The organism is Thermosipho affectus (genome assembly GCF_001990485.1).
Taxonomy (GTDB): domain Bacteria; phylum Thermotogota; class Thermotogae; order Thermotogales; family Fervidobacteriaceae; genus Thermosipho; species Thermosipho affectus.
This window is the reverse complement of record NZ_LBFC01000001.1, coordinates 55,355-63,219: the sequence shown is the minus strand read 5'-3', so window position 1 is coordinate 63,219 and position 7,865 is coordinate 55,355. Positions and strand designations below refer to the sequence as shown.

General features: G+C 29.8%; 8 protein-coding genes. 2 read left to right on the top strand and 6 right to left on the bottom strand.

The genetic code is table 11. The features are described 5' to 3' along the window. Positions 1–586: 586 nt before the first annotated feature. From XJ44_RS00295 to XJ44_RS00270, 6 genes are read right to left on the bottom strand one after another with little or no spacing between them, the layout of a single operon-like run. Positions 587–1,672: an S-layer homology domain-containing protein gene (locus XJ44_RS00295; RefSeq protein WP_077197694.1), complete on the bottom strand. Its 1,086-nt coding sequence runs from the start codon at positions 1,670–1,672 to the stop codon at positions 587–589. 27 nt (positions 1,673–1,699) lie between these two features. Beyond that, complete coding sequence (locus XJ44_RS00290) at positions 1,700–2,737, bottom strand: protein-glutamate methylesterase/protein-glutamine glutaminase (protein WP_075665095.1); 1,038 nt, start codon at positions 2,735–2,737, stop codon at positions 1,700–1,702. Beyond that, on the bottom strand, positions 2,719–3,234 hold the full coding sequence (locus tag XJ44_RS00285) for a diacylglycerol kinase family protein (protein WP_075665094.1): 516 nt from the start codon (positions 3,232–3,234) through the stop codon (positions 2,719–2,721). The genes XJ44_RS00290 and XJ44_RS00285 overlap by 19 nt, the downstream gene beginning before the upstream one ends. Further along, on the bottom strand, positions 3,158–3,760 hold the full coding sequence (locus XJ44_RS00280; protein WP_077197693.1) for a 2-oxoacid:acceptor oxidoreductase family protein: 603 nt from the start codon (positions 3,758–3,760) through the stop codon (positions 3,158–3,160). The genes XJ44_RS00285 and XJ44_RS00280 overlap by 77 nt, the downstream gene beginning before the upstream one ends. A 4-nt stretch (positions 3,761–3,764) precedes the next feature. Continuing rightward, on the bottom strand, positions 3,765–4,589 hold the full coding sequence (locus XJ44_RS00275) for a 2-oxoacid:ferredoxin oxidoreductase subunit beta (RefSeq protein ID WP_077197692.1): 825 nt from the start codon (positions 4,587–4,589) through the stop codon (positions 3,765–3,767). Further along, entirely contained in the window at positions 4,576–5,088 is a 513-nt protein-coding gene (locus XJ44_RS00270) for a deoxycytidylate deaminase (protein WP_075665091.1), read from the bottom strand. Before XJ44_RS00270 ends, XJ44_RS00275 begins: the two co-directional genes overlap by 14 nt. 175 nt (positions 5,089–5,263) lie before the next feature. On the opposite strand from XJ44_RS00270, the gene XJ44_RS00265 reads away from it, so the two are divergent. Continuing rightward, on the top strand, positions 5,264–6,463 hold the full coding sequence (locus XJ44_RS00265) for an adenosylhomocysteinase (protein WP_077197691.1): 1,200 nt from the start codon (positions 5,264–5,266) through the stop codon (positions 6,461–6,463). 4 nt (positions 6,464–6,467) lie between these two features. Beyond that, positions 6,468–7,865, top strand: coding sequence for an Rne/Rng family ribonuclease (locus XJ44_RS00260; protein WP_084758729.1), 1,398 nt, complete (start codon positions 6,468–6,470; stop codon positions 7,863–7,865).

The following is a 7,865-nucleotide window of genomic DNA, read 5'->3' as shown; positions in this document are numbered from 1 at the left end:
GAAGGTCTAAATCAATACTTATCAAATTTTAAATTATAATATGTAAGTCATATATAAGGTGTTTCCTCTTAGGAAACACCTTTTTTATTATTTTGTGTTATTTGTAATAGATATTTAATTTTATTGGTTAAAAACATAAGCGATGATTTTTTGTAGTACTTGGTAATGTTTAGTAATTTAAAGATTTAGTATGTGTTTTTTGAAAGATTATTATTTATTATTCTCACTTCTTTAATATGTATACTTACGGTGATATCTGTAAACACCATTGTATTTTGAGATATGTCTTTTTAATTTTTTCTTTAAGTTTTTTGTCATTTCTTTTTTGTGCTATGTTCAGTAATATGTGATTTTTGAAATAGATGATATTTTACGCTTTTATTTATTAATCTGCAAACGAACTCTGCTTTGAGCAATTCCAAAGGGAAATTCAAATGATTTTTTCTTTTATTTTAGGAGAATACAAAAATTTTGTACTTTCTTCGCAAAAGAAAAACACCCCCTTGTCAGTTTTATTTTGTTGCTTCGGGGGTGCTTTTTTATTTTTTTTTGATCCAGTAGTGGGATATTGTTATGGTTTTATGTATTAATTGGTTATTGTTAAATATAAAGCTATACCAGCGACTGCGCCTGATAAGATCGATATGATTAACGCGATAGTTGAAGTTGAAGACGTAGAATTACTTGAATTTTTTATTTCGTTTATTTCCTGAGATAGTTCATCGATTTTGTTTTCGGTTGTAGATTTTAAGGTTGAGTAATTTTTATTTAAATTTTCAACAACTGTGGAAATAGTTTCATAATTACTTACGATTTGATTTAATTTTTCAATCTTTTTATTAAACGTTTGTACTGTAATATCATAATCTGATTTGAATGTTTGAAAATCAACTTTTAACTGAGTAACATCACCAGAAATAGTAGAAATTCTTGTATCCAAGGCTTTGGTTTTAGCATTTAAATATTCTTCAAGGCTTGAATAGTTGTTATTTAGAGTATCAATTGTTTTCTGCATATTGCTGTTTTCTGTCTTTATAGTAACTATATCACCATTTAATGCATCAAGTTTATTTTCAGTTTGCTTTTTAAAGTTATCAAACTCATATGATAATTTGTTAAACTTATCAAGGTCAACTTTTTGAGACAAGTATTTGTTTATATCTTCATTAAGCATTTTGCTTTCTAAAATAGTAATTTTGTTATTTAATTCGTTTACTTTATTCTTTAATGATGAGATATCGATTGATAAACTTTTTACATCATTTTTAGTATTAACTAATGACGTTTTAAGTTCGCTAACATCTGAAGATACAATCTGAACGGAATCTTTTAGAGAAGATAAATCTTCTATCTTGTTCATTGCTGTGCTTACAATATCAGAAAGTGTTAAAATCTGCTCTCGTAGTTTACTTACATTTGATGTATTGGAAACAGCCTTGTCAATTTGAGATTGGATATAACTCATCATTCTATAAAGTGCAACAGCAACTTGATAACGCGTCATTCCTTGGTTTCCTTGGAAAGTTCCATCAGGCATTCCACTAACAATTCCTAATTTACTTAGTTCATTTACAGCATCATATGCCCAGTGATTTACTGGAACATCTTTAAAGGCCCCAAAATAAAATATAGACAATGCCAATATAAAAAATGAAACAAAAAGCTTTTTCATAAATTTACACCTCCTTAAATTATTTTCCTAAATTATTTCAACCAGTTTTCCTGGTATTTTATATGCGGGCAACACAAAATCTGCGTATCCTTCTTCAACCACTGATTTTGGCATACCGTATACTACACAAGTTTCTTTTGATTCAGCAATAACAATTCCTTTGTAGTATTTCACTTTGAATGCACCTTTTGTACCATCTTTACCCATTCCAGTTAAAATAACAGATATTGTTTTTTCCTTGTATATTTCTGCAACCTTATCCAATGTAAAATCGACTGCAGGTCTAACATTATTAATTTTTTCGCTTTTTTCAAGATAGACTATACTTTTTTTATCATGTAATCTTATTCCAAGGTGGTAATCGCCAGGAGCAACATACACCCACCCAGGTTTTAGTACGTCTCCCTCTTCAGCCTCTTTAACATTTAAATTTGAAATTTTATTCAATCTATTCGCAAGTGATTTTGTAAATCCAGCTGGCATATGTTGAACAAGAATTATCGGTGCAGGAAAATTTGAAGGTAGTGGTGGAATCACATGGTCTAATGATTTTGGCCCACCAGTTGATGAACCAATAACAACGATTTTTCCAGAAACTAAAGATTTGACACTAAATGTTTTATGACTGTAAGTGATTGTTCGTGATAGAGCTTTAACGTCAATTTTCATGGCATTTCTTATTTTTTCAATTAGTTCCCCTGCTACTTTTCTAAAATTCATTGAAATACTTCCAGCAGGTTTTGTGACAAAGTCAACCGCTCCAAGTTGGAGCGCAGTTATAGTTATATCAGCACCTTCTTCTGTAAGACTACTAACCATTATTATTCTTGAAGGAGAACGTTTCATAATTTCCTTTAATGCTTCAATTCCATTTAATTTAGGCATTTCAACGTCTAATGTAATGACGTCAGGTTTGTGTTTTATAGCAAGTTCTACTGCTTCAAGACCGTCTTTGGCAATTCCAACGATTTTCATGTCTTTTTCTTTTTCAATAACATCTTTTAGAATCATTCTCATAAAAGCCGAATCATCAACTATTAATATTTTTATCTTTTTTTCTTCCATCTTATCACTCCTAAAACATATATAAATGGGAATAAGGAAACAAATCCAAAACCAAAGATTTTCGCAATAATTATATCCCAATTAAACAATAAATTCCCAATGATTGCAATACCGACAATTACAGAAAACATTGCAGCCCAAAGTACGATACCAGAACTGATATCTTTTATTATTTTAACAATAGGATGAAATTCTGGTATAAACAAGTCAAGCAAATTTTCGATTAAAGTGTTTATTAATTCAGAAATTATTACAAAAAATACAGCGAAAAAAATCCATATATAGTTATTTTTATCAATTGGCAAAAATAAACTCAAAAATAGTATAACAAATCCTACAAAAAAATGGATTCTTAAATTCCTTTCTTGAGAAATAGCTGTTAATATACCTTCAATTGCATGTGAAAATGATTCTTTTAAATTATTCGAACCCAATTGTTCTTTTAACTTTTCTTTCGATTCTTGGTTTGTAGAATTTTTCTGTAAGTGTTGTGCCATATTTCACCGCCTCAATATTTTTTTCAACGTATTTTGGATTTATATTTTCTTTGATAGATTCAATTAAATAATCAATATTAACTATTGAAGTTGCTTTAGAAATAACTCCTAACATTATCATATTCGCAAACATTTCGCTTCCAAATTTCTCAAGCGCAATTTTTGAAGCAGGTATATTTATCTTTCTTTTGGTCATCCTAAATGATTCAAGTGGAAGTTCTTTGATATATGTATCATCAATAATAATTATACCATTATTTCTGACATTTTTACACTGTTCAATCATAAAAGGATGTAAAATTAACAATATATCGAAGAGAGTTGCTTTTGGAAAATCAATAGGTTTATTAGAAATTAGTAAATCACAATAACTTGGTCCACCTCTGACTTGTGCAGTATAATTTTGAGTTTGTACAACATACTTGCCAGATTTCACTAATGCCTTTGCTAGAGTTAAACCAGCGATTAGATTTCCCTGACCACCTATTCCTGCGATTCTAATTGAAAATGGTCTTTGGATTTCCATTTATTTACACCTCCGAATTTTTTGATATTGCAACAACTTTTTTATAATTTTCATAAAAGTCATGTTTTTCTTCTTTTTTGAAAACACCAATTATTATTTTGTCTTTTAGTAAATTCTTATCCATTTTTTCAGCTTTGGATTTTAAAATTGCATTTTCCTTCATGTAGTTGTGAATGTCCCAAGCATTCTTCATTCCATTATATCTACCATAATAAGTGTGACAATTGGTTAAAACTTCTACAACACTCATTCCTTTGTGTGTAATAGCTTCTTTTATATATTTTACTGTTAATGGATAATGATAGACTGTACTTCTTGCAACATAAGTGGCACCAGCAGATAGTGCTAGATTCACAATATCAAAAGAGTTTTCAATATTACCATAAGGCATGGTACTAGTAATTTTTTCATGTGGAGTTGTTGGCGAGTGTTGCCCTCCTGTCATTCCGTATATCATGTTATTAAACACTATTACAGTTAAATCAATGTTTCTTCTACAAGCATGTATAAAATGGTTTCCACCAATAGCTGTTAAATCACCATCACCACCCATTACAATCACTTTGAAATCTGGTTTTGCAAGTTTTACCCCTGTTGCAAATGCTATGGCTCTTCCATGTAGTGTGTGCATTGTGTTAAAATCTAAATATCCAGTTGCTCTTGAAGAACAACCTATTCCAGAAATAACTGCTACTCTGTCTTTTTCTAAATTCAATTCATGAGTGGCTTGGATAAATGATTTCATTATTATTCCATTTCCACAACCTGGACACCAAACGGTTGGCCATCTATCAATTCTTAAATATTTGATAAGTTCATCCCTCTTCATTTATTACACCTCCATATTTTTCAATTTTTATTTCTGATACTTTAAACAAAAAATCTGTTAATGGATCAGGGTAGTCATTGATAAATATGACTTTTTTTATTCCAGCGTTTATTATAAGTCTTGCACAGACGGAGCAAGGTTTATGTGTAACGTAAATTATGGAATTATCGGTAGATATACCAAATTTTGCAGCTTGCATTAAAGCATTTTGTTCAGCATGAAGTGCATAACAAATTTCTTGGTTTTTTCCAGAGGAGATATTTAAATCATCTCTTATACAGTTAATTTCATTACAGTGGGGAAAACCAGAAGGAGGTTGATTATAACCAGTTGCAAGGATTCTTTTATCTTTTACAATTACCGCTCCAACTTTTCTATGGATGCAAGACGAACGTGTGGATATTATAAGCGCTATTTTTAAAAAATACTCATCCCAACTTTTTTGTGGCGTACCTTTTGAAGATACATTTAGATTTTCCAAATATTTTTTTAGATCCATTTTTAAACTCCTTTGTTTTGGTGTCTATAAAAATTTTAATATATTTAATTTTAAAAGCAAGTCATAAATACTGCAAAAAGCTATTTTTATTTTAGACTAAACGTAAAGAGTTGTTAGATTTTCACTTATATGTGATAAAATATAAAGTGTTAAAAATTAAATAGGGAGGTATAGTATGATTGGTATAAAGAAAATTGAGTGGGTTTCAAATTATATGCCACTTTTAAATTATTTGCAGAAAAATTATAAAGGGGTTTTGGATGGAATAAAAATTACAATGGCGATACATTTGGAAGCTAAAACAGCTTATTTGGCAATTACTCTAAAAAGGTTGGGAGCAGAAGTTTTTGTTACTGGGTGCAATCCATTATCAACCCAAGATGATGTTGCAGAAGCTTTAAAAGATTTTGGGATAATTGTTCACGCAAAGAGAACAAACGATGAAAAAAATTATTATGAAAATCTTAATAAAGTACTTGATTACAATCCTGATCTAATTCTTGATGATGGGGCGGATTTGAGTGTTATTGTACATACTGAAAGAAAAGAATTATTAAAAAATCTTAAGGGAATTTCCGAAGAAACAACTACAGGTGTACGAAGAATTAAAAACTTGGAAAAGAGTGGTATACTATCGGTTCCGGTAATTGCAGTTAACAATGCTCGTATGAAGTATTTATTTGATAACAGATATGGGACAGGTCAGTCGACATGGGATTCAATTATGAGAAACACAAATACACTAATTGCAGGTAAAAATGTTGTTGTTGCTGGGTATGGATGGTGTGGCCGTGGAATAGCAATGAGAGCCAAAGCATTAGGTGCAAATGTTATTATAACAGAAGTTGATCCAGTTAAAGCTTTAGAAGCACTAATGGATGGTTATAGAGTTATGAAAATGTCAGAAGCTTCAAAAATTGCAGATATAGTTGTTACTTCAACTGGAATGAAAGATGTGGTAAAATACGAAGATATTGTTAATATGAAAGATGGTGTTATACTAGCAAATGCAGGGCATTTTAATGTTGAAATTCCGGTTGATGAGCTTGAAAAAAACGCAGAATTTGTATTTGAAGCAAGACCAAATGTTAAAGGATATAAAATTAACGGGAAAAATATTTTTCTGATTGGCGAAGGAAGATTGGTAAATTTGGCAGCAGCTGATGGTCATCCAATAGAAATAATGGACATATCTTTTGCCCTTCAAACTTTGTCGTTAATTTATTTAAAAAAGAATCATGGTAAGTTAGAGAACAAAGTATACGGTTATCCTGAGGAATTGGATATAGAAGTTGCTGATTTAAAGTTAAAATCTTTGGGAATAGAGATTGACGTTTTAAATGAAAACCAAAGGGAGTATATGAAAGGATTTTGAAAGCATGGAAAAAGTGTTAGTTTTAAATTCGGTTGAAGATAACTTACATTATGCAGTTATTGAAAATAATAGATTAGTTGAAATTGTGTCTGATGAAGAAGAAAAGCTTACTGGTAACATTTATCTTGGACGTGTAGAAAAGGTAGTAAATGCATTAGACGCAATATTCGTAAATATCGGAAATAAAAAAAATGGTTTTTTAAGATTGAAAGATATCCCAGAAGAATATTACAATTATTTCTCATTGAAAAAGATAGATAAAGGAACTAAACTATTAGTACAAGTAAAAAAGGATCCAGTTGGAGATAAAGGGCCACAGTTAACTGCAAATATTAGTATTGCGGGAAGGTATATGGTTTTATTTCCTTTTTCTAAAGTTATAGGGGTGTCAAAAAAAATTGAAGATGAAAATGAGAGGGCAAGATTGCATGATATTGCAAAATATATTTCTGAAAATTCTAATTTAGGTGTTATAATTAGAACTGCTGCAGAAGGATTGGATGAATCATATATTCAATCTGAAATGGATTTGCTGGCAAATAGAGCTTTTGAAGTTTTAGAGATATTTAAACGTAAAAGGAAAGCTCAAATTTTGTATAAAGAAGAGAATCTGCTCGATTATGTTTTAAGAGAAAAGTTAACAAAGGATGTAAGGTTGATTATTACTAACAACTTAAAACATTTAGAAACAATAAAGAAATATTTAAAAATTTTCATTAAAAGGCCAAAAATTGAAATAATAGATGGTGATACTTTTGATTACATGAATATTTACAAATATTTTAGGGAATTGTTTAGTAGAAAGGTTTCATTGCCTTCGGGTGGAGAAATAATAATTGATAAAACTGAAGCATTAACTATAATAGATGTCAATTCAAAGCATTTTGTAAAAGGAAAAAGTCAACAAGAAACTGCATTTCAAACAAACAAAGAGGCAGTTTCGGAAATTTTCAGGCAATTACGTTTAAGGAATATTGGTGGAATTGTTTTGGTTGATTTTATTGATATGGATTCAAATGATATGAAAAACATGTTATTAGAACAGATAAGCGAAGAAATAAAAAAAGATAAAAGTAAAATTGAAATATTTGGTTTTACAAAACTAGGGCTTTTGGAAATGTCAAGAAAAAGAACTGTAAGGTCTTTTTTTGAGAATTATATTTCACCATGTCCTGTATGTGGTGGGGCTGGTTTTATTGTTTCTCCAAAGATAACAATTAAAAATTTATATCAAAAAATAGAAGAGGCGCCAAAGGAAGCAAAAGAAGTAATTATTAAGTTACATCCTCATTTTAAGAATCTTATTGAGAAGTCAAAGTTAAAAAAGGTAAAAGATTTAGTGTATCATATACATTTTACTTACCATGATCCAAAATCATTCGAAATAACGTGGAAAATTTAA